Origin of the sequence: Enterococcus sp. 6D12_DIV0197 (assembly GCF_002174385.1) — a bacterium.
GTDB lineage: Bacteria > Bacillota > Bacilli > Lactobacillales > Enterococcaceae > Enterococcus_D > Enterococcus_D casseliflavus.
On the sequence record NZ_NIBN01000001.1, the window covers coordinates 8,158 to 9,612 of the forward strand.

The 1,455-nt window shown below is 28.7% G+C and carries 3 protein-coding genes; all 3 read right to left on the reverse strand.

Features of this window, described 5'->3' with window-relative positions:
* The coding region (locus tag A5867_RS00030; protein WP_170927558.1) for an ABC-2 transporter permease at positions 1-237 on the reverse strand (237 nt) is incomplete at its 3' end.
* Complete coding sequence (locus A5867_RS00035; RefSeq protein WP_087626632.1) at positions 216-767, reverse strand: ATP-binding cassette domain-containing protein; 552 nt, start codon at positions 765-767, stop codon at positions 216-218. The genes A5867_RS00030 and A5867_RS00035, both read right to left, overlap by 22 nt.
* A 15-nt stretch (positions 768-782) precedes the next feature.
* On the reverse strand, positions 783-1,145 hold the full coding sequence (locus tag A5867_RS00040) for a stage II sporulation protein M (protein ID WP_249269993.1): 363 nt from the start codon (positions 1,143-1,145) through the stop codon (positions 783-785).
* Positions 1,146-1,455: the final 310 nt, after the last annotated feature.

Here is a 1,455-nt window from a genome sequence, read left to right on the forward strand (position 1 = left end):
TGATAGGACTATATCCGTATGTCTAATAGGCAAAGTAGTAGAAAAATAGTACCAATCGTCTTTATGATCATCTGTGAATAATGGTAGTACAATCGATACAGAAAAAAATATACTAATAATATTAGCTATTATAAGCCCAGTTTCTTTAAATATCAAAACAGCAGTAAAGTGTATGATCAAAAATGAGATAACATAAATTATTTTAATCTTATTCCTTAAGGAATAAACACAGCACATCCAGTTTCCTTTGAAAAATCTGATATATAAGATAGTAATGTATTTCTAAATACGGGATCCAATCCATTAGTTGTCTCATCCAGCAACAACAATTTGAGCTTTCGAAAAAAAGCATAGCCAAAATTTAATTTCACTTTCATACCATGTGAATAATCGTTAATTTTTTTATCTTTTGGTAAGTCGAATTCCTTTATGTATGAAAAAAATAGCTCCTTGTTCCAGTTTTTAAAAACTTTGCTAAAAATAGAGTTTATATCAATAGCTGTAAATGATGCGTTGAAATGATTTTTGTCTAGAATAATGGCCATTTCTGATTTGTCTGTTTTTGTGTGCTGATCGCCCAAAAAAGATATTTCTCCATTGGACGGCTCTAAATTTTTAAATATTACGTTAAATAAAGTTGTTTTCCCTGCACCATTTTCACCTATCAAACCAACAATATCCCCACTGTAGATTTTAAAACTTATGTTGTTGAGACTAAAGTCGCTCCTCTCAAAATTAACATCTGTTACTTTCAAAATTTCCTGCATAGTAATTCTCCTTATTTAAATCATTAAAAAAGTGGTGATATATGCTTCTACCAATGCACCTAGAAAAATAGCGATAATTCCTAATAATAAAATTAATTTTGTATTTTTGACGTTTGCCACATGATATTCAATACTTTTCAAACCAATAAGTGCACCCAAGAAAAAACCAAAAAACTCGATCCCTCCATGAAGTAGAACGGATACTGCACCCATTTGTAACATAATAATTAGCGGCGTATTAATGCCTAGAAGATAAGCATTAGATATTATTACAACATAGGTAACATACTTATTTAGAACACATCCGCTACATAATATAAAAAAAATGAAATTATTGAAAAAAACTTTTGTGAAAAAGTAAAAATCATTTTCGCCCATTACTACTTCTGGCCGATCTAAGTTTATGAACATCAAACTAATAATAACAATAATAAAGTAAGTTAAAAAAAATAGCGCATTAATTTTTGCATTTCTTTCTTGTAATCTTGGAACATCAGAAAAGTAACCCCTCTTAGTTAGAAAAAAAGTAAAGAATAAGTGTAAAATCTTTTTTACTTCCTTCTATTTTTTTGTAAACAGATATGCGAGTATGATTATACTGATAATTTCAAAAGAATTGACCTTGGTTATTAGAATAATTACTAAGTGATTATCCGACTTAATTAAACTATTCAATCCTATATAAGAC